Here is a 19,126-nt window from a genome sequence, read left to right as displayed (position 1 = left end):
GGTGAGGATAAAGAGCAACAATCAGGAAAAGAGGTAAAGAAACCTGACCGCGCTTTTATCCGCCCCGCGTGGCGTGGTTTGCTCGTTATCAAATCCGATTATTCATCGGCTTTGCTTAATTTTTTGCGTAATTTTTTAATGTCGCCTTTCACGCCAACTTTCTGATCTAACCCTAAAGCACGTTCGAGATATTGCAAGGCTTGTTCAGGGTTCTTTTCAACCAATAACAAGCCTAATTCACGTAACAATCGCGCACGGCTTTCATCTGGCATGTCACATTCAGCGGTGATACGTTGTACTTGCTCTAAGTACGACACTTCGAATGGCTGATTGGCGGCTTGTGCGGTTTTTGCTTGGTCGGCAAATTCTTCCGCCAATAATGTGCCAAGTGTTCTGGTGAACGGTTCAGGTAAACGCAAATCATGGAATACGGCATAATCAGCAATCTGCAAGGCAAGGTGATATTCCCCGCAGTCAATCGCCCACACGCACCATGTCATCAAGACATTATCTTGTTTGCCTGTTCCGGCAGATAACGCTCCTGTAATCCATGGCAGATAGTCAGGCAAAATTTGCTTTTTAAATGCGGCTTTGCGTTCTGTCGATTGGATGTTTTTCAAATCCTTTCGATGTCTCGCAAGAATACGGCACATTTTTTCGTATTCCGTGAAGTCGCTTAGATCTTCGGTTTCTGCCGCATTAGCGATAGCGGCAGAAACTTCAAGAAAGTGACGTTTAGTTGGTCGCATTATGATTACGCGTGAGTTGGTGCATCAAGAACGGTGATGTTTTCCGCCATCGCCACGGCTTCGTAGTTCTCAACTACATAAGCTTCATTGGATGACAAGTAATCTTCCACACGGTTGCGTTCCGGCACGTCTTTTAAGTGACGACGCATGCGATCTTCTTGCACATAGATTGACAAGTTGTCGAGTGATGTCACCAATACAGTGCCTTTAGGGAAGAATGGCACGGTTACGGCTTGTAAACCGCCAACACGTTTTTGACTGATTACAGCATCGCCTGCTGCTTGTTCGCTAGGTTTTGATTGGTTGATAAGCGGGAAGTATTTGTCCGCTAACAAGTCGCTACCCATAATCGCCACAAGTTTTGTGTCGTCACGGTATTGGTCAGGAATGAAATCTTCTTTTAATGCAAAAACTAATGCATCAAGATTTTTGTATTCTTTACCTTCACCGATTTCGATTTTGCCTGTGCCGCTTTTCGCTTCCTTCATCACACGTGGCGTGGCTTTTTCTTTGATTTGAACTAACCAACCTTTGTTCACGTCTTGCAACAATGGATTTGTTACACGGTTGGTTGTTGCAGCCACGCTTGTGCCGTTCCAACCGATCATAATACGGTCTAATGCAATGCGGTCTGCTTTAAGTTTGCCAATGCGTGTCGCAAAGTCAGGGAATTTAGCCCAACTGTCTAACGTTGCATAGTTTAAATGCGTGTCAAAGTTGGTTTGTTCGCATGAATATAAGTTTTCTTGTAAGTTGTGGATGTCCGTTGTTTCACGTGCTTTGGTATTGGTATCTGTGCGACTTGCAACTGGTGAAAGCACGCCCAAACGCAATGCAGAACCTTTCATTTCAGTAACTGGCACCACATTGATGCGTTTCAAGAAATCGGAACTTTCAAGCACTGCGTTTTCTAGTTTTTGTTGCATTGTAGGAGTAACGGTAAATTGTCCGCCATTCGCAACGAATGCCACATCTTCGCCGTTATCTTGTGCAACGCCTGCAATGTAAGCTTGGAATTTTTGTTGAGTAAATTTATTCATTTGGTTTTTTCCTAAGATAAATTAAAAGAAGCGGCCGTCAGTTTCAGGTTCTTCACCATAAACTAATGGGCGGGGGTTTTCGGCTTGTGCCGGCTTTTGTTTGAGTTCTTCAAACGTGGCATGGATTTCTTCATTGCTCGCTTTCATTTCTTCAATTTCGGCTTGTTGATTTGCAAAATCGCCTTGAAGTGCGGTCAATTTTTCTAAGATTTCTTTTTGTTGTGCGGCTAAAAGCTCAATTGCACTGGATTGGTCTGAAAAGCGTTCATCATCCGATTTTTCTTTTTTCGCAAATAACGCTTTGATTTTTGTGAATACTGATGGATGGTCTAAACCATCCCAACCTTCGAAATCTAATTCGGTTTCAATGGCGGCTGAGAAGATGTTATCTGCTTTTAACTTGCGTGCATTTAAGCCATTGTGCGAGAAACTTAACATTTCTGTGCCTAAGCTTGCCGGATTATCCGTAACGGCTAAACCGACTAAGTATGCCTTGCCTGTGTCTGCAAAATTGGTGTCAATTTCCACTGACGTGTAAACTTTTTGTCCTTTTTGGTTTAAGGCAATGAGTGCATCAGTTGGTTGAAGTTCGGCTAAAAGCTGTAATTTGCCATCTTCACGTTCTTCTGCTTTCACGGCTAAGACGTCACCAAAGCAGTGAGCATTGGCAAGTTCAGGGATATAGACAGAAAATTTGATGTGGTCAAGGTTGATGCGTGCGCCGTAGGTGTTTTTTGGATCGTAACTTTCGGCCATTTCTTCAATCCAGTTGCGCTGAATTGTGCGACCGTCAGTTGTTGCACCTTCGGTTGCGACAACGACCCATTTAGATTTTTTTGCCATTGGTTGTCCTTTCTGTGGTTGGTTTGGCTCAAAGATTGCCATTATTCTGAAAGGTTTAATTTTTGCGGTCTATGGGTTGTTTTTGTTGCTTTTCTGTTCACAGGTGAGCTGTAAAGACTAACGGCAAGCCCCTTTCTATTATGCGGTTGTAAATTGAAAGGATGATGAATGGACGAACAAGTTATTAATCAAGCTTCGCCCGATGTAACGGCGGAAATAAAAAGAAAAGCACAACAGATGTATTTTAGCGGTTATAAAATCGCTGAAATTGCTCGTCAGCTTGATATTGCTGCGTCCACGATTTCCAGTTGGAAAGATCGCGAAAAATGGGATGATGTCGCCCCCGTTGGGCGTGTTGAATTAGCCCTTGAAACAAGATTGAATTTGCTGATTGCCAAAGAAGAAAAAAGCGGGGCAGATTATAAAGAAATTGATTTGCTTGGTCGTCAAATGGAACGCATGGCGAGAGTGAAAAAATATTCTTTCGGTGATGGCAATGAAGTGGATTTAAATCCGAAACTTGCTAATCGAAACAAAGGCGAACGGAAGAAAGCAGAACAAAACGCCATTGATCAGGAACAAGAAGAATTACTGATCAATGGCTTTCTTGATGGGATGTTTAATTATCAGCGTGTTTGGCATAAAGCAAAAGAAAACCGCATCAGAAATATTTTAAAAAGCCGACAAATCGGGGCGACTTACTATTTCGCCCATGAAGCCTTTATTGACGCATTGACGACTGGACACAATCAAATCTTTTTGTCTGCCAGTAAAAAACAGGCTTTGCAGTTCCGATCTTATATTGTGAACTATGCCAAGCAAACCGCGGATGTGGATTTAAAAGGCGAAACTATCAAATTGCCAAATGGGGCAGAATTGATTTTTCTTGGTACGAACTCTGCCACGGCACAATCTTATCACGGCAATTTATATTTTGATGAAGTGTTTTGGGTGCCTAAATTTGATGTGATGCGGAAAGTGGCATCAGGTATGGCAGCGCAAAAGATGTATCGCCAAACGTATTTTTCAACGCCGACCACGATTGCACATCCCGCTTATGCGTTTTTCTCTGGGAAAGCATTTAATAAAAATCGGGCCAAGGCGGACAAAGTTGAAATTGACATTTCGCACGAGAATTTAAAAAGCGGGAAACTTTGTGCCGACCGCCAATGGAAGCAGATTGTTAGCATTTATGATGCAATGGAAGGCGGGTGCAATCTATTTAACATTGACGACCTGATCGCAGAAAACAGCAAAGAAGAATTTGAACAGTTGTTTTTATGCCAGTTTGCTGATGATAACAGTTCCGCCTTTAAATTTGCCGACTTGCAACTTTGCCAAGTGGACAGCTTGGAAGAATGGCACGATTACAAGCCATTTTATCAACGACCATTTGGTAATCGTGAAGTGTGGTTAGGTTATGACCCCGCCTTTACTGGCGACCGTGCAGCGTTGGCGATTATTGCCCCGCCTAAAGTAGAAGGCGGTGATTATCGTGTTTTGCATTGGCAAACATTTCACGGCATGGATTATGAAGCACAAGCGAGCAGAATTAAAAGTTTCTGTGATGATTACAATGTCACCCGCATTGTGATTGATAAAACGGGGATGGGTTCTGGCGTATTCCAAGAAGTGAAAAAATTCTATCCAATGGCAATCGGTCTTGATTACAACGCCGATTTAAAAAATGAGATGGTATTAAAAACACAAAATTTAATTCAGAAACGCCGCCTTAAATTTGATGGTAACGAAATCATCACCAGTTTTATGACAGTCAAAAAACGTATTACCGGAACAGGGAAGATTACTTATGTTTCTGACCGTTCAGAAGATGCAAGCCACGGCGACTTATCATGGGCAATTATGAACTGCATTTTAAATGTGCCTTATGGTTTAAACGGCGATGTGTCAAGTAACCGATCAACTATTTTCACTTTTGAATAGGATTACCAAATGAGTAAAAAATCAAAAAAATCAACCGCACTTTCTACGGGGAATCAAGCACAGGCGTTTAGCTTTGGTGAACCTATTCCCGTGCTTGACCGTACAGAAGTCTTGAATTATTTCGAAAGCGTGTTGATGTATGAGAAATATTACAACCCGCCGATTAATTTAAGTTATCTTGCCAAAGCCTTAAATGCATCGGCACATCATAACAGTGCGATCACCGTGAAGAAAAACATCTTGCTTTCTACCTGTAAAACGACCGCACTTTTACCACGCACACAGTTAGAAAAACTGGTGCAAGATTATTTGGTGTTTGGTAATGCTTACCTTGAAAAAGTTGAAAACACATTCGGCAAAGTGATTGCGTTGAAATCGCCCCTTGCAAAATATATGCGCGTTGGCGTGAAGAAAGGTATTTTTTATCAGATTGTGAATGGATTTGATGAATACGAATTCCTGAAAGATGCAGTGTTTAATCTGATCAATCCTGATGTGAACCAAGAGATTTACGGCGTGCCGGAATATTTAGCCGCTTTACAATCGGCTTTCTTAAATGAAAGCGCGACATTATTCCGTCGCAAATATTATTTGAACGGTGCGCATGCGGGGTCGATTATTTACATGACTGACCCAACACAAAACAAAGACGACATCGAATCAATCAAAACACAAATCCGCCAAACAAAAGGCACAGGAAACTTTAAGAATTTGTTTGTTTATATCCCAAACGGGAAGAAAGACGGGATGCAAGTTATCCCATTGTCTGATGCAGTGGCAAAAGATGACTTCTTAAATATTAAAAATGCAAGTCGTGATGATGTATTAGCGGCCCACCGTGTACCACCGCAACTAATGGGAATTGTGCCTAATAACACAGGCGGTTTTGGTGATGTAGAGAAAGCAACGCGAGTATTTTTTATCAATGAGATTATCCCACTGCAAGAACGCTTGAAAGAGATTAATAGTTGGGTAGGGGAAGAAGTGATTACGTTCTCCGAATACAAATTGCTGCAATAGATCCTTTCAAAATTAACAGCCCGCAGAAATGCGGGTTTTTTATTGCGCAAGTAACAGTTTTTGTCTTGTATATTATTAGTATTTCCCCAATTTATTATATCAAATCAATCAATAAAACAAACTTTAAAGCCCTGTTTCAACCCGATCTTTCGCCCAAATGCACGCACGAAAAATCGCAGTCAAACCCTCGCCACGCCTGCGCAGTAAATGTGTGTGTTTCAACGCAAATTTAGATCCTTTATAAAGTCTTTTCAGATCTACCACCTTTTAGATCCTTTTAATCAGATCTTTCAACGCAAAACAACGCAGAAAACCGCGAAAATTTGATCTTTAAATATCAATAAAAATGATGTGCCAAATTGTGTCTTAGCTGTGACAAAGACTATAAACTTTGTGCCAATATTTAGGAAGTGATTAAATTTTGATTGATTGGATAACTGATTGAATTTTTTGTTATTTATTTTCTTAATGGCTGCCAACTATTCACAGTTTGCATAACTCCAAAACCGGGTGTTGGGAGTTCGAGCCTCTCCGCCCCTGCCATCATTTCATATCAAATTATCTTTAATTTTTTTAAGAATATTGTCTATTTTACTATTCGTTTTATACTAATCGTACTTTTAGTATTTCAGAGATATTCTTATGCATTACTCCATTCAAGATTTTATCCAATTAATTGCACAATTACGTAATCCTAACGGCGGTTGTCCTTGGGATCTTAAACAAAATTATGAATCAATGATTCCTTGTTTAACCGAAGAAACTTATGAAGTCATTGATGCTATCCAAAAGAAAGATATTGTTAATTTAAGAGAAGAGCTTGGCGATCTTTTATTACAGGTTGTATTTTTCAGTCAGCTTGCTTCTGAAGATGGTTATTTCACATTTGATGATGTTCTTAATGATATTTCTAAAAAGATTGTGCGTCGTCATCCTCATGTATTTGGTGATGCAACAGCTGGAAATGAAGAAGAGGCATTAGCCAGTTGGAATAGTATTAAAGCCCAAGAGAAATCAGTTCAAGAAAAACGTTCTATTTTAGATGATATTCCGAATGCTTTTCCTGCATTGTTAAGAGCACAAAAAATGCAAAAACAATGTTCAAAGATTGGGTTTGATTGGGATGACGTTGAACCTGTATTAGCAAAAGTTGAAGAAGAATTGCAAGAGGTTAGGGATGAAATCAATCAAACTCCTCGTAATCAAGAAAAAATAGAAGAGGAAATCGGGGATTTATTTTTTGCAACAGTCAATTTGTCTCGTCATCTCAAATGCAATGCAGAAGAGGCTTTGCGTAAGGCGAATAATAAATTTGAACAACGTTTTCGTAAAGTAGAAGAAAAAGCACAGGAGCGAGGTTCATCAGTTAAAGATCTTTCTTTAATTGAAATGGATATCTTGTGGGATGAAGTGAAAAGAGAAGAAAGATAATTCAAATGGCAGAGGGCGTTTTCTCTGCCATTTTTTATTTTATAGCATGGATAAGTAACATATAGGCACTGATCATCAATAAAATAATGCCTAATAGTTTTTTGACTAATTGCGGTGATAATTTACCTCGAATTTTCATCGATAAAAATCCGGTCACAAAAGCACTGAGTACGACAATAATCACGATCGAAAAATTTACGTAACCGATTTGCCAACCAAAGTGATGAGGTGAGTTTTTTGAAAGATAGCCATAAAGACTGCCTAACCCACCAATAAACATCATTGCATTGGTATAAGGAGCAATTTGATGGGCTTTAACGGATTTTAGCTGACCAATTAAAGGCGCCATGATAGAGCCTCCTCCAATACCCGTCATACCGGCAATAAATCCTCCAAAAGTTGAAAGGCCCATTCCTTTTATGGTTTCATCTGTTGTCGTTTGCTGGCTCGTTGCACTTTCTTTACTAAAAATAGTACGAATCGCTAATAGTGAAAGTGTGATAACAAACACGCTGATAATGGCAATATCTGGCACGTAAAAACTTAATTCAAATCCTAGCTGCACACCAATAATCATACCCACAGACCAAATGAGCATCGCTTTGTAATTAATTGATACTTTTTGTTTGTAGAAATAAATCAAGTTAATAAAGGATGATCCCATGACAATCGTCAACGATGTTGCAGCAATCATTTGTAAAGGAAATTGTGGGAATAAAGTGTAGAGAATAGGCACCATCAATACACCGCCACCAATACCAAAAATGGCCGACATGATATTCGTCATGACACCACATAAAATCAAAATAAGAATTAACTCTAAGCTCATTTCAAACTCCTTTTGTGTGGGAGTACGGCATTATTATTCTTTTGGATAAATAAATAATTTATGATCTTGCTCATAATTATCTATAAAAACAGACTTTATTTTAAATTTGTGATCCCTCTCACACAATCACTATGACAATTATCATATGCTCTTTACAAACTGAGCAGTAGTCTATAAATGGAATTTAATATTGGCTTCTACAAGGAGGAGCGTATGCTATTAACGGTTTTGAGTTTCCTCATCGTAACGGCTTTAGTGGCCTATATTTCATGGCTACGTACTAAAAACGATGATTTAACCACCTCGAAAGGTTATTTCTTAGCGGGACGAGGATTAAGCGGTATTGTGATTGGTTGCTCAATGGTGTTAACTTCACTTTCTACTGAGCAATTGATTGGGGTGAATGCCAATTCTTATCAAAACAACTTTTCTATTATTGCGTGGACAGTGCCAACGGTGATTCCGCTTTGTTTCTTGGCGCTTTATATGTTGCCGAAATATTTGCGTAACGGTTATACCACCATTCCTGAATTCTTTGAAAATCGCTTTGACCGTCAAACTCGTTTGATTATGTCAGGGTTATTCTTAGTCTTCTATCTTTTAATCGTTATTCCGACCGCACTTTATACTGGGGCAATTGCCTTTAACAAAATCTTCAATCTAGAAACGATCTTTGGATTAAGCTACGCTCAAGCAATTGTTTATACCGTGATTGCTATCGGTGTAGTCGGTGCGATTTATGCGATTTTTGGCGGGTTAAAAGCGGTAGCGGTTTCCGATACCATCAATGCCGTGATCTTAGTGATTGGTGCTTTGCTTGTACCTGTATTTGCGTTACTTTATTTAGGTAATGGCAGTATTTCAGAAGGGTTGAATATCATCACTACCACCCACGTTGAAAAATGGAACGCTATTGGTAGTTCAACCGACTCTACCCCTTGGCCAACAATTTTTACCGGTATTATGGTTGTTCACTTCTTCTATTGGACAACGAACCAGGCTATCGTACAACGTTGTTTAGGAGCGAAGGATTTAGCATCGGGTCAAAAAGGGATTTTAATTGCAGCGCTTTTCTTACTCACATTACCGATTATTCTTAATTTACCGGGTTTATTGAGTTTCCATATTCTAGGCGAAGGCTTAAATCCAATTGATACCTCTTATCCATTGTTGGTTAATAAAGTGATGCCGACTGCATTACAAGGCTTCTTTATTGCTGCACTTTTCGGCGCAATTTTAAGTACCTTTAACTCATTCTTAAACTCTGCAGCGACGATTTATTGTAAAGACTTACTACCATCTATCAGTAAAAAACAACGTACCGATCAAGAATTGATCGTCTATGCGAAAAAAGTCTCTACCATTATGGCGATTGTGACCATGATTATTGGCCCACTTTTGATGTTCGGTACAGATGGTATTTTCTTAATCACTAAACGCTTTGCTGGTTTTGTGAATATTCCAATCGTGGCGTTATTTGCTGTGGGTTTATTTAATAAAACAGTTTCTGGCTTGGCTGCACGTATAGCCTTACTTGTACACGTGGTACTTTATTTCAGTATTGTTTGGGTGTTCAAGGTGAAAATCAATTTCGTGTATGTCATGGGCGGATTATTCGTATTTGATGTTGTCTTGATGTTGATTTTAGGTCAATTCTTAAAACGTGAGCCTTATGTGGAAAATACCATCAATAAAGGCGATGTAGACTTAACCAATTGGAAATACATTAAAGTGACGTCTGTTTCATTGATTCTTGGTTTAATCGCGCTTTATACTTTCTTATCACCTGTTGGTCTTGCTTCTCCAGATGGCAATCCAATGTTAGTGTTGGAAGTGTATGCGGTGTTACAACTCATTGTGTTGATTGTCTTTAGACCAAAAAATGAAAAAACAGAACATCAATTACATCTTTCTAACCAACATTAAGCAGTCGGGCGTACATCACGTACGCCCTTAAAATAGATAAGGATTGTGTATGAACATTATCTATATTTTACTCGACCAAGTGCGTAAAGATATGTTGGGGGCTTATGGTCACCAGATCGTTAAAACCCCGAATATTGACCGTCTAGCGAAAGATGGCGTACGTTTTAATAATGCTTTTACGCCCGCTTCCGTTTGTGGGCCCGCACGGACTTCACTCTTTACCGGTTTAATGCCATCTACCCATGGCATCATTCGTAATGGTGAAAAAGGCGGTACAGGTGAAGTGAGCGAAGCTGCACCGAATATCGGTAAACTAGACGGCTATAACACCTATGTTGTGGGGAAATGGCACGTGGGTACAAAATCCGTACCGGAAGATTATGGTATCAAAGGGCATAACTTTGACGGCTATGGTTATCCGGGCAGTGGCGTGTATAAAAATTTAGTGTTCAACCAACCGCCGACACATTCCAATCGTTATAAAGAATGGTTAGATGAAAAAGGTTATGAGATTCCAGAAGTGAGTCGTGCTTATTTTGGGGATAACCCACATTTGCGTGTACAAGAGCTTTGTGGTTTGCTTTCTGGCACAAAAGAACAAACCATCCCGTATTTCATTATTGATGAAGCGAAAAGCTATATTAGTGAATCACTTGCTGAAAACAAACCGTTCTTCACATGGATTAATTTCTGGGGGCCGCATACGCCTTGTATTGTGCCAGAACCTTATTATTCCATGTATCGAAAAGAAGATGTGGTACTAGATGAAAGTTTCTTCAAACCGCTAGAAGGAAAACCAGGACATTATCGTACCATCTCTAAAATGTGGGGGATGTGGGAAGCGAGTGAAGATCATTGGAAAGAAGTGATCACAAAATTCTGGGGTTATATCACCTTGATTGATGATGCAATTGGCGAGTTGTTTACTTTTTTAGAAAACAACGGTATTTATGACCGCACTTTTATTGTGGCAACCGCTGACCATGGGGATGCGATGGGCGCTCATCGAATGATTGAGAAAGGGGAGTTCATGTTTGATACCACTTACAACATTCCGATGATTATCAAAGACCCGAATTCAAATCGTGTTAATCAACAAGATGATAACCTCGTCTATTTGCATGATTTAACCTCTACTGTTTATGATTTGGCTAATCAGCCGATTCCTTCTGCCTTTGAAGGGGAAAGTATTTTGCCGATTGTTCGTCAACATCAAGATAATCAACGCAAAGGGATATTGGCACAGTTAGCAGGGCATTTCGTTTATTTTGAACAACGCATGTGGCACCGTAAAGACTATAAATTAGTGTTTAATGCTTCGGACATTTGCGAGCTTTATGATGTGAAAAATGATCCGGCTGAAATGCATAATTTGTTCTATAAGCCAGAATATGAAGCAGTCAAAAAAGAGATGCTAGAAGAAATGCGTCAAGAAATGAAACGTTTAAATGATCCGCTAGAAAACTGGGTATATCGAATTATTCACGAAGTATAAAAAACAAAGAAAAAACTGACCGCACTTTTAAGGATGTTTATGGAAAATTGCTCAATCAAGCCTACTGAGTTATCACATTGTCAGCTCACCGAGTTACATCACTTGCCGAAAGGCTCCTTCTTGTATCAACAAGGTGAAGCAGCACATGAGTTTTATTATGTTCAAGCAGGCTTGATTGGCTTATTTCATACCCTTGAAAATGGTAAGGAAAGCTTGGTGCGGTTATATTCCAAAGGCGATTATTTTGGTTTCCGAACCTTATTTTCCATGACGGATAAACACTATCATTGCAATGCGAAAGTTTTAATTGATGCAGAAATTACTCGCATCAAGCCCAATGTAGTGAGCGAGTTTTTTACGCATAATACGGTGATGAGCCAATGTTTATTGCAGATCTTGGCAGATGAACTACGCGAAGCTGAAGAGCGTTTAGCAAAAAGTGCCTATTTACGCACTTTAGATCGTGTGATGGATAGTTTATATTTCCTCAAACAAAACTTTCCTGATTATAATTGGACGTATCGCGAAATTGCGGAATATGCTGGCTGTGAAACCGAAACCGCCATTCGCATTGCGAAAGAACTCAAACAAAACGGGGCATTTGATCGAATATCAGGTCATAAATAATGTTGTAACAAAGGATGGTTGATGTCTGTTTTTCCACCACAAGCTCATTTTCACTTAATGGCGAAACCAAGCAGTTTTCACTGTAACATTCAGTGTGAATATTGCTTCTATTTGGAGAAATCAGAACAGTTTGGGCAACATGCGCCTTTTATGTCGAAAGACACCTTAAAACATTACGTCAAAAACTATATCCAATCTCACGCCGGCAATGTGGTTGAATTTGCTTGGCAAGGTGGGGAACCCACTCTTTTAGGCTTAGATTTTTATCGACAAGCCGTTGAATATCAGCAGGAATTTGCCCAAGGGAAACAGATCACAAATGCCTTTCAAACCAATGGTATTGCTCTTAACCAGCAATGGGCCGCATTTTTCAAACAGCATCATTTTCTCATTGGGCTTTCTATTGACGGTTTAAGTGTCGTACATAATCGTTATCGTATTTCAGGTAACGGCAACCCCACCTTTGAAAAAGTCGTGAAAGCGTTAAATCTGCTTCAAGAATATGGCGTGGAATTTAACACCCTGACCGTCATTAATGATCAAAACTGGCAAAAAGGAAGAGAAACTTATTTAGCACTCAAACAGCTTGGCTCGACTTATATGCAGTTTATTCCTATTGTCGAACGTCATGCACAAACACAATCTGTCACTGATTTTTCAGTACCATCAGAAGGTTATGGACAATTTCTCGTGGATGTCTTTCATGAATGGTATGCTCATGATGTGGGAAAAATTTATGTGTCGCAGTTTGATAATTTACTAGGGCAATGGCTCGGTTATCCTTCCACAACTTGCGTTCATCAACCCACTTGCGGTCAATCTCTTGTCACGGAAGCCAATGGTGATGTGTATACTTGCGATCATTTTGTGTATCCCGAATACAAGGTCGGCAATTTAACTCAACAACCTTTAACAGAGATTGTGCTTTCCAATAAACAACAGCAATTCGGTTTAGAAAAATCACAAAAATTGACCGCACTTTGCCGTCATTGTGAGTTTCGTAAACTCTGTTATGGCGGTTGCCCGAAACATCGTTTTGTTTCTCTCGAAAATGAACCCAATCCACATAATTATTTATGTGCCTCTTACCGTTATTTCTTTGAACAAACGGCGCCTTATATGCAAGCGATGGCTCGCCAAATTCGGTTACATCCATCAGCCGCTTAAGGTAGAATAGCGACTTTCTATTTTACGTTTTGATTGATATGAATCCTTGGACATTACTCGCTATTTCGATTTGCCTTGAAATTGTGGCAACGAATTTGTTAAAAGTCAGCGATGGCTTTACCAAACTTTTACCTACAATAGGCTCATTAACCTTATATGCCATTTCATTTTATTTTGTCTCTCTTGTATTCCGCACGCTTTCCGTGGGCTTGGTTTACGCCATTTGGTCGGGTGTCGGTATTGTTTTGACGGCCATTGTGGCATATTTCGCTTTTGGTCAGAAAATCGATACCGCTGGGCTGATTGGTATGGCATTGATTATTAGCGGTGTTTTAGTGATTAACTTGTTTTCTCAAACAGGACATTAATCCTCCAAATGAAATGTGAACGTGCTCACAAATTTTATTTTTCTTCAAAATAAAATTATGTTGGCAATCGATTCATCGCTATAATTCTCCAGCATTTTTAACCGCACTTTGTGCAACTTTAAAGGAAATTCTATGAAAAAATTACTTTGCTCATTATTTGCGCTTTCTGCTGTTAGCACAGCAATGGCACAAGAAGTAAATATTAAAATATTGGGTACCTCTGATATTCATGGTCGCGTTGTACCTTGGAGCTATGGCGCAGACGTAGAAGATAAATCTGGTTCTTATGCGCAAATCGCAACTTATGTGAAAGATGTGCGTAAAAATAACAAAAACGTGGTGTTAGTGGATGTGGGCGATGCGATCCAAGATAACCAAGTCGATGTGTTCGCAAAAGATAAAAAATATTACAAAGATCACCCAATTCCAAAAGTATTAAACGAAATGAAATATGATATTTTCGTACTTGGTAACCACGAGTTTAACTTTGGGATGAAAGCATTAGATGAAATCTTAAAAGACATCAAAGCGAAAAAATTAACCGCAAACTTCTATTATAAGAAAAACGATAAACGTTATATTGATGCGACAACCATCATTGAAAAAGATGGCGTAAAACTCGGGATTATCGGTTTAAGTACCCCAATGTCAGCAAAATTTGAAGAAGACACGGGCAACTTAAAAGACATGAAATTTACTTCACCAACGGAAGAAGCACGTACACAAGTTGAGAAGTTAAAAGCGAAAGGTGTTGATGCAATTATCGTGATCGCTCACATGGGTATCGACAATGAAAACAAGATTCCAGACACCGGTATGCGTGATGTCATCAATGCAGTAGACGGCATTGATGTGGTAATCGCAGGCCACATGCACAAAGATGTACCAAGTGAAACCATTAAAAATACCCTTATCACTGAACCACACCGTTACGGTACCGTGGTATCTGAAGTGGATCTCACTTTTGATATCAACGATAAAAAAGAAGTGAAATTGGTGAAGAAAGAATCCAAAACCGTTCCAGTTAAAGAACTTGAAGCGGATAAGAAAATTGCCGAAATCTATAAACCTTATCACGAGAAATTACGTGAATTAAACAATGTGGTGATTGGTCAAACCGAAAACGAAATGGTGCCACAAGAGACCAAACACGGTGTATCAGCGGCATTCTCAAAAGATACTGGTTTATCTTCATTCATTAATGATGTTGAACAACATTACAGTGGTGCAGATGTGGTGACTTTCTCTTTCGACCACCAAAAAGCACGTATGAACAAAGGCGATATCAAGAAAAAAGACATCATCTTTAACTATCGTTATGCAGGTGGTGATGTCACCGTTTATGAACTGACCGGTAAACAATTAAAAGAATATATGGAATGGTCGGCTAACTACTTCGATACCATCCAACCAGGTGACACCGAATATCGTTATAATGCGGAACGTAAAAAATCAAAATATGTGACTTACGACATTTTCGGTGGCGTAAATTACAAAATTGACTTACGTAATCCACAAGGTAGCAAAATCGTTGATTTAACCCTTGCTGACGGTAAACCGGTAACTGATGATATGAAATTAAAAGTGGGCATGAACTCATATCGTTTCGCTCAATTAAACGGTAAAGGTGGTATTTGGGAAGGACAACAAATTCCTGTACTTTGGGAATCTAAAGTGGCTATGGGCCGTGAAAAAGGCACGATCCAAAATATGATGATCGATTACATCACGAATGTGAAAAATGGCAAAATCGATGGTCTATCTCACAACCGTTGGGAAATCATTGGATTAAACTAATCGATCCTTTTAAAATACGATAAAAAACCAACCGCACTTTGAGGCAATCGAATCAAGTGCGGTTATTTTTTTCTTTGTTTTCAGCTAAAACTTGTAAATAATCAAGGTAAAACTAAGCCTAACGTAGTAAACTACAAGCACTTTTATCCTTTAGGAGATGACAAATGAAACCTTATTTAATCGCCCCTTCTATCCTTTCTGCAGATCTTGCTCGTCTTGGTGATGATGTGCAAAACGTGTTGAATGCCGGTGCGGATGTGATTCATTTTGATGTAATGGATAATCACTATGTGCCGAATTTAACCTTTGGCCCAGCCGTGTGTAAAGCTTTGCGTGATTATGGTATTAAAGCACCTATTGACGTACATTTGATGGTGAAACCAGTCGATCGTATCATTCCTGATTTTGCCAAAGCGGGTGCAGATTACATTACGTTTCATCCTGAAGCCAGTGAACATATTGACCGTTCTTTACAGCTCATTCGAGATCATGGCTGTAAAGCGGGTTTAGTGTTTAATCCTGCCACACCATTAAGTTATTTGGATTATGTATTAGATAAGGTGGATGTGATTTTGTTAATGTCCGTGAATCCAGGATTTGGTGGACAATCTTTTTTACCTTCAACATTGAGAAAATTACAACAGGCACGTCGTCTAATTGATGAAAGCGGTTTAGATATCCGTTTAGAAGTTGATGGTGGGGTAAAAGAGGATAATATTGCAGAAATCGCCGCAGCCGGTGCAGATATGTTTGTGGCAGGCTCAGCGATTTTTGGTAAACCAGATTATAAACAAATCATTGATCAAATGCGCGCGCAGTTAGCTTCAGTTAAATAGATGGTAGTAAGAATGAAGACTCAATTTAAAGTTATCGGTTTTGATTTAGACGGTACGCTTGTGAATAGTTTGCCAGATTTAGCGTTGTCTGTGAATTCTGCTTTAGCAGACTTTGGATTACCTCAAGCACCAGAAGAGTTAGTGTTAACTTGGATTGGTAATGGGGCACCTGTATTGATTGCTCGTGCTTTAGAATGGGTAAAAGTACAAACAGGTAAAGACTTTTCAGATGCAGAAATGGAGCAAGTGAAAGAGCGTTTTAACGTGTATTACGCGGAGAACCTTTGCAATGTGAGCCGCTTGTATCCAAATGTAAAAGAAACATTGGAAACCTTAAAGGCTCGTGGTTATACCTTGGCCGTAGTAACAAATAAACCAACTCGTCACGTTCAGCCAGTATTAGCGGCATTTGGCATCGATCATTTATTCAGTGAAATGCTTGGTGGACAGTCATTACCTGCGATTAAACCACATCCAGGCCCATTGTATTATTTATGTGGTAAATTTGGCGTAGAACCCCGCCAAGTATTGTTTGTAGGTGACTCTCGAAATGACATTCTCGCTGCTCATTCAGCAGGTTGTCCAGCTGTGGGTTTAACTTACGGTTACAACTACAACATTCCAATTGCGGAATCAAATCCTGATTGGGTGTTTGATGACTTTACGAAGTTATTAGAGATTCTTTAATTGATGATTAAAAAAGGAGATTGAAGCATACACTTCAATCTCCTTTTTTATTATCGATTAGTAATTGCTTGAGGTATTAGCAGAAACACCCGTTACAATCGCAATGCCTGCGCTTGCGCCAATTCGAGTAGCTCCCGCTTTAATCATCGCTAGTGCGGTTTGAGTATCACGAATACCGCCAGAGGCTTTCACGCCAATGTTACCTACCGTTTTCTTCATTAATGCCACATCTTCTACGGTTGCGCCGCCTTTATTGAAACCGGTTGAGGTTTTAACGAATGCCACACCCAACGCTTTACAGATTTCACAGGCTTTCACAATTTCTTCTTTGGTGAGTAAGCAGGTTTCCAAAATCACTTTAAGTGGCACGCCATGACAAGCGGTTAATACCGCTTGAATATCGTCTTTTACGGCATCCCATTTATTTGATTTAATCAAGCCAACATTAATTACCATATCGATTTCACCCGCCCCAGCTTTGATGGCTTCTTGGGTTTCAAACGCTTTGACTGAGGATAAGTTGGCACCAAGTGGGAAACCAACAACGGTGCAAATTTTGACGTTTGAGCCAGCGAGTTTTTCTTTGGCTAAAGGAATATAGCCTGAATTAATGCAGACTGAATAAAAGCCGTATTGAATGGCTTCATCACAGAGTTTAAGAATATCCTGTTCTGTTTTTTCAGCAGTCAGGGCAGTGTGGTCAATATATTGTGCTAATTGTTTACTATCCATATTTTTCTCCTTATTAAATGATGGGGTTATCATAGCAAAATATCTGCAATTTTGACCGCACTTTTCTGATCGATTACAATCCATTTATCCTAGCTCATGAAATTTTATTGTGAAACTTAAAACCTTATTTAAAAATGCGATTTCGCTCCTGCTGACGTTGATTGTCGTAAGCAGTATTCTCGATTTTATTCGTAAACCTAATATTCCACCTGAAATCAATGCAACGGCACTTTATGATTTGCAGGGAAATGCCTTCTTTTTACCCCAATTAGATCAAGCTAAGCCGACAATCATTTATTTCTGGGGAAGTTGGTGCGGTTATTGTCGTTATACTTCTCCAGCGATTAATTCACTTTCAGAAGAAGGCTATCCGGTAGTCTCTGTCGCGCTACGTTCGGGGACAAATAAGGATGTGGAGGATTATTTACAAACACATCACTATCAGTTTACAACGGTGAATGATCCTCAAGGCAAGATTGCGGATCAATGGCAGGTGAATGTGACACCAACCATTATTATTTTAAATAAAGGAAAAATGGATTTGGCCACAACGGGCTGGACGAGTTACTGGGGCTTAAAAGTGCGGTTGTTTTTCACCGAGTTTTTTGGCTAAGCGGCACAAAATCTATTACAATACACAGACTTATTCTAAAGAGGACAGAATTATGATTATCGTAACAGGTGGCGCCGGTTTTATCGGCAGTAATATCGTTAAAGCATTAAACGATATGGGACGCAAAGATATTTTAGTGGTAGATAACTTAAAAGACGGGACTAAATTCATTAACTTAGTGGATCTTGATATCGCAGATTACTGTGATAAAGAAGACTTCATTGCGTCAATTATTGCAGGTGATGATTTAGGTGAGATCGATGCAGTATTCCATGAAGGGGCTTGCTCGGCGACCACTGAATGGGACGGTAAATACATCATGCACAATAACTACGAATATTCAAAAGAGTTATTGCATTACTGCTTAGATCGTCAAATTCCGTTCTTGTATGCATCAAGTGCGGCGACTTATGGTGACAAAACTGAATTCCGTGAAGAGCGTGAATTTGAAGGTCCATTGAATGTGTACGGTTATTCTAAATTCTTATTTGACCAATATGTGCGTGCGATTTTACCTGAAGCGCAATCACCGGTATGTGGTTTCCGTTATTTCAACGTATATGGTCCACGTGAAGGCCATAAAGGTTCAATGGCGAGTGTGGCATTCCACTTAAATAACCAAATCCTTAAAGGCGAAAACCCAAAATTATTTGCAGGCAGTGAACACTTCCGCCGTGATTTCGTTTATGTAGGCGATGTGGCACAAGTCAACATTTGGTGCTGGCAAAATGGCATTTCGGGTATCTTTAACTGTGGTACCGGCAATGCAGAGTCTTTCGCAGAAGTGGCGAAAGCGGTAATCAAATTCCATGGCAAAGGTGCAGTGGAAACCATTCCATTCCCAGAGCATTTGAAATCTCGCTATCAAGAATATACTCAAGCTAATCTTGAGAAACTGCGCGCAACTGGCTATGACAAACCATTTAAAACCGTAGCGGAAGGTGTGGCTGAGTACATGGCGTGGTTAAATAAATAAAAATATTGAACAAATAATGTCGTTCAATACTAGAAAATGGATAAAG

The 19,126-nt window shown here is 39.6% G+C and carries 18 protein-coding genes; 13 read left to right on the top strand and 5 right to left on the bottom strand.

What is annotated here, in order from left to right; translation table 11 throughout:
- Positions 1-98: 98 nt before the first annotated feature.
- The 3 genes from gpM to PARA_RS01990 are packed head-to-tail and all read right to left on the bottom strand — an operon-like array spanning position 99 to position 2,632.
- A complete protein-coding gene (gene gpM / locus PARA_RS02000; RefSeq protein ID WP_014064320.1) occupies positions 99-749 on the bottom strand; it encodes a phage terminase small subunit in 651 nt (216 codons plus the stop codon).
- 5 nt (positions 750-754) lie between these two features.
- Positions 755-1,789: a phage major capsid protein, P2 family gene (locus PARA_RS01995; protein ID WP_014064319.1), complete on the bottom strand. Its 1,035-nt coding sequence runs from the start codon at positions 1,787-1,789 to the stop codon at positions 755-757.
- Positions 1,790-1,810: 21 nt separating this feature from the next.
- Positions 1,811-2,632: a GPO family capsid scaffolding protein gene (locus PARA_RS01990; protein ID WP_041918199.1), complete on the bottom strand. Its 822-nt coding sequence runs from the start codon at positions 2,630-2,632 to the stop codon at positions 1,811-1,813.
- 168 nt (positions 2,633-2,800) lie between these two features.
- Here PARA_RS01990 and PARA_RS01985 point away from each other — a divergent pair, with 168 nt between their 5' ends.
- From PARA_RS01985 to mazG, 3 genes are all read left to right on the top strand, one after another.
- Positions 2,801-4,576 carry a terminase large subunit domain-containing protein gene (locus tag PARA_RS01985; RefSeq protein WP_014064317.1) on the top strand — a complete coding sequence of 592 codons (1,776 nt, stop codon included), beginning with the start codon at positions 2,801-2,803 and terminating at the stop codon, positions 4,574-4,576.
- Between the two features lie 9 nt (positions 4,577-4,585).
- Positions 4,586-5,596: a phage portal protein gene (locus PARA_RS01980; RefSeq protein WP_014064316.1), complete on the top strand. Its 1,011-nt coding sequence runs from the start codon at positions 4,586-4,588 to the stop codon at positions 5,594-5,596.
- Positions 5,597-6,238: 642 nt separating this feature from the next.
- Entirely contained in the window at positions 6,239-7,027 is a 789-nt protein-coding gene (mazG, locus tag PARA_RS01975; protein ID WP_014064315.1) for a nucleoside triphosphate pyrophosphohydrolase, read from the top strand.
- Positions 7,028-7,061: 34 nt separating this feature from the next.
- Here the strand turns inward: mazG and PARA_RS01970 are convergent, their stop codons facing one another.
- Positions 7,062-7,856 (bottom strand): sulfite exporter TauE/SafE family protein, encoded by a 795-nt coding sequence (locus PARA_RS01970; RefSeq protein ID WP_014064314.1) that lies wholly within the window; start codon positions 7,854-7,856, stop codon positions 7,062-7,064.
- 213 nt (positions 7,857-8,069) lie between these two features.
- On the opposite strand from PARA_RS01970, the gene PARA_RS01965 reads away from it, so the two are divergent.
- The 8 genes from PARA_RS01965 (at position 8,070) to PARA_RS01930 (ending at position 16,759) form a co-directional block, all read left to right on the top strand.
- Complete coding sequence (locus PARA_RS01965; RefSeq protein WP_014064313.1) at positions 8,070-9,782, top strand: solute:sodium symporter family transporter; 1,713 nt, start codon at positions 8,070-8,072, stop codon at positions 9,780-9,782.
- A 49-nt stretch (positions 9,783-9,831) separates the two neighbouring features.
- Positions 9,832-11,277 carry a sulfatase-like hydrolase/transferase gene (locus PARA_RS01960; protein WP_014064312.1) on the top strand — a complete coding sequence of 482 codons (1,446 nt, stop codon included), beginning with the start codon at positions 9,832-9,834 and terminating at the stop codon, positions 11,275-11,277.
- Positions 11,278-11,316: 39 nt separating this feature from the next.
- Positions 11,317-11,904 carry a Crp/Fnr family transcriptional regulator gene (locus PARA_RS01955; RefSeq protein WP_014064311.1) on the top strand — a complete coding sequence of 196 codons (588 nt, stop codon included), beginning with the start codon at positions 11,317-11,319 and terminating at the stop codon, positions 11,902-11,904.
- A gap of 21 nt (positions 11,905-11,925) precedes the next feature.
- Complete coding sequence (locus tag PARA_RS01950; RefSeq protein WP_014064310.1) at positions 11,926-13,071, top strand: anaerobic sulfatase maturase; 1,146 nt, start codon at positions 11,926-11,928, stop codon at positions 13,069-13,071.
- Between the two features lie 38 nt (positions 13,072-13,109).
- Positions 13,110-13,439, top strand: a complete 330-nt coding sequence (locus tag PARA_RS01945; protein ID WP_014064309.1) for a DMT family transporter — start codon at positions 13,110-13,112, stop codon at positions 13,437-13,439.
- A 132-nt stretch (positions 13,440-13,571) separates the two neighbouring features.
- Complete coding sequence (locus PARA_RS01940) at positions 13,572-15,236, top strand: bifunctional metallophosphatase/5'-nucleotidase (RefSeq protein ID WP_014064308.1); 1,665 nt, start codon at positions 13,572-13,574, stop codon at positions 15,234-15,236.
- Positions 15,237-15,400: 164 nt separating this feature from the next.
- Complete coding sequence (gene rpe, locus PARA_RS01935) at positions 15,401-16,072, top strand: ribulose-phosphate 3-epimerase (protein ID WP_014064307.1); 672 nt, start codon at positions 15,401-15,403, stop codon at positions 16,070-16,072.
- 12 nt (positions 16,073-16,084) lie between these two features.
- On the top strand, positions 16,085-16,759 hold the full coding sequence (locus PARA_RS01930) for a phosphoglycolate phosphatase (protein WP_014064306.1): 675 nt from the start codon (positions 16,085-16,087) through the stop codon (positions 16,757-16,759).
- 57 nt (positions 16,760-16,816) lie between these two features.
- Here PARA_RS01930 and deoC read toward each other — a convergent pair whose 3' ends face one another.
- Positions 16,817-17,491 carry a deoxyribose-phosphate aldolase gene (gene deoC / locus PARA_RS01925; RefSeq protein WP_014064305.1) on the bottom strand — a complete coding sequence of 225 codons (675 nt, stop codon included), beginning with the start codon at positions 17,489-17,491 and terminating at the stop codon, positions 16,817-16,819.
- 109 nt (positions 17,492-17,600) lie between these two features.
- Here deoC and PARA_RS01920 point away from each other — a divergent pair, with 109 nt between their 5' ends.
- On the top strand, positions 17,601-18,104 hold the full coding sequence (locus tag PARA_RS01920; protein WP_014064304.1) for a protein disulfide oxidoreductase: 504 nt from the start codon (positions 17,601-17,603) through the stop codon (positions 18,102-18,104).
- 52 nt (positions 18,105-18,156) lie between these two features.
- Positions 18,157-19,080, top strand: a complete 924-nt coding sequence (rfaD, locus tag PARA_RS01915) for an ADP-glyceromanno-heptose 6-epimerase (protein WP_014064303.1) — start codon at positions 18,157-18,159, stop codon at positions 19,078-19,080.
- Positions 19,081-19,126: the final 46 nt, after the last annotated feature.

The sequence above is a fragment of the Haemophilus parainfluenzae T3T1 genome (assembly GCF_000210895.1).
GTDB classification, from domain to species: Bacteria; Pseudomonadota; Gammaproteobacteria; order Enterobacterales; family Pasteurellaceae; genus Haemophilus_D; species Haemophilus_D parainfluenzae_A.
Note: the sequence above shows the minus strand (reverse complement) of the source record. Positions and strands in the feature narration are given on the sequence as shown.

What these genes read in the sequence shown, in the direction of transcription:
- PARA_RS01970 (WP_014064314.1), bottom strand. Translation starts at nt 7,856, where the DNA reads ATGAGCTTAGAGTTAATTCTTATTTTGATTTTATGTGGTGTCATGACG.
- PARA_RS01945 (WP_014064309.1), top strand. Translation starts at nt 13,110, where the DNA reads ATGAATCCTTGGACATTACTCGCTATTTCGATTTGCCTTGAAATTGTG.
- PARA_RS01940 (WP_014064308.1), top strand. Translation starts at nt 13,572, where the DNA reads ATGAAAAAATTACTTTGCTCATTATTTGCGCTTTCTGCTGTTAGCACA.
- mazG (WP_014064315.1), top strand. Translation starts at nt 6,239, where the DNA reads ATGCATTACTCCATTCAAGATTTTATCCAATTAATTGCACAATTACGT.
- PARA_RS01955 (WP_014064311.1), top strand. Translation starts at nt 11,317, where the DNA reads ATGGAAAATTGCTCAATCAAGCCTACTGAGTTATCACATTGTCAGCTC.
- PARA_RS01965 (WP_014064313.1), top strand. Translation starts at nt 8,070, where the DNA reads ATGCTATTAACGGTTTTGAGTTTCCTCATCGTAACGGCTTTAGTGGCC.
- PARA_RS01995 (WP_014064319.1), bottom strand. Translation starts at nt 1,789, where the DNA reads ATGAATAAATTTACTCAACAAAAATTCCAAGCTTACATTGCAGGCGTT.
- PARA_RS01980 (WP_014064316.1), top strand. Translation starts at nt 4,586, where the DNA reads ATGAGTAAAAAATCAAAAAAATCAACCGCACTTTCTACGGGGAATCAA.
- rpe (WP_014064307.1), top strand. Translation starts at nt 15,401, where the DNA reads ATGAAACCTTATTTAATCGCCCCTTCTATCCTTTCTGCAGATCTTGCT.
- PARA_RS01950 (WP_014064310.1), top strand. Translation starts at nt 11,926, where the DNA reads ATGTCTGTTTTTCCACCACAAGCTCATTTTCACTTAATGGCGAAACCA.
- PARA_RS01990 (WP_041918199.1), bottom strand. Translation starts at nt 2,632, where the DNA reads ATGGCAAAAAAATCTAAATGGGTCGTTGTCGCAACCGAAGGTGCAACA.
- PARA_RS01930 (WP_014064306.1), top strand. Translation starts at nt 16,085, where the DNA reads ATGAAGACTCAATTTAAAGTTATCGGTTTTGATTTAGACGGTACGCTT.
- PARA_RS01960 (WP_014064312.1), top strand. Translation starts at nt 9,832, where the DNA reads ATGAACATTATCTATATTTTACTCGACCAAGTGCGTAAAGATATGTTG.
- PARA_RS01985 (WP_014064317.1), top strand. Translation starts at nt 2,801, where the DNA reads ATGGACGAACAAGTTATTAATCAAGCTTCGCCCGATGTAACGGCGGAA.
- gpM (WP_014064320.1), bottom strand. Translation starts at nt 749, where the DNA reads ATGCGACCAACTAAACGTCACTTTCTTGAAGTTTCTGCCGCTATCGCT.
- rfaD (WP_014064303.1), top strand. Translation starts at nt 18,157, where the DNA reads ATGATTATCGTAACAGGTGGCGCCGGTTTTATCGGCAGTAATATCGTT.
- deoC (WP_014064305.1), bottom strand. Translation starts at nt 17,491, where the DNA reads ATGGATAGTAAACAATTAGCACAATATATTGACCACACTGCCCTGACT.